At 76.2% G+C, this 913-nt stretch carries 1 protein-coding gene; it reads left to right on the top strand.

Annotation, left to right across the window (positions count from 1 at the left end; all coding sequences use genetic code 11):
- Window positions 1-913 (top strand): DMT family transporter (locus tag ACFFNX_RS51350; protein ID WP_378213804.1); only part of this gene is annotated, 913 nt, incomplete at both ends.

Raw genomic sequence — 913 nt, 5'->3', positions numbered from 1 at the left:
CTCCGCGCCCTCGCGGCGTGCCGCCGTCCTGCCGGCGATCGCGATCCTCGTCACCGTGGTGCTCTGGGCGTCGGCCTTCGTGGCCATCCGGCGCGTCGGGCGTGACCTGTCGGCGGGGGAGCTGTCCCTGGGGCGCCTGCTGGTCGGCAGGGCCGTGCTGGGCGCGCTGATCCTCAACCGCCAGGCGCGTGGCGGCCCGGCGGCCGCCGGATGGCCGGCCCGCAGCGCCTGGCCCCGGCTGGTGACCTGCGGCGTGCTGTGGTTCGGCCTGTACAACGTGGCGCTCAATTCGGGGGAGCGGCACGTCGACGCCGGGACCGCGGCGATGCTCGTCAACATCGGGCCCATCCTCGTCGCCGTCCTCGCCGGGGTCGCGCTGGGCGAGGGCTTCTCGCGCGCGCTGGCCGGCGGGCTCCTGGTCTCCTTCGCCGGCGTGGTGGTGATCGGCCTGTCGGGTTCCCCGGGCGGGAGCGCCGACGCGTGGGGGTCGCTGCTCTGCGTGGTGGCCGCCGTCGCTTACGCCATCAGCGTCGTGGCGCAGAAACCGTTGTTGCGGGACGCCTCGGCCCTGCACGTCACGTGGCTGGCCTGCACGATCGGCGCGGTCGTCTGCCTGCCGTACGCGCCGGGACTGGTGAGCGCCCTCGCGACGGCGCACGCCCGGACCGTCCTGCTGGTGGTCTACCTCGGCGCGATGCCGACGGCCCTGGCCTTCACGACCTGGGCGTACGCGCTGGCCCGCTCCAGCGCGGGGCGGCTCGGCACGACGACCTACCTCGTGCCGCCGATCACGATCGTCCTCGGCTGGGCGCTGCTCGGCGAGGTCCCGGCGCTGAGCGCGTTCGGCGGGGGCGTGCTCTGCCTCGCGGGCGTCGCCCTGGCCCGCCGCACGCGGGAACCGGCGGCCGCGCCG

It is taken from the genome of Actinoallomurus acaciae (assembly GCF_042429965.1).
In the GTDB taxonomy this organism is placed as follows: domain Bacteria; phylum Actinomycetota; class Actinomycetes; order Streptosporangiales; family Streptosporangiaceae; genus Actinoallomurus; species Actinoallomurus acaciae.
Note: the sequence above shows the minus strand (reverse complement) of the source record. Positions and strands in the feature narration are given on the sequence as shown.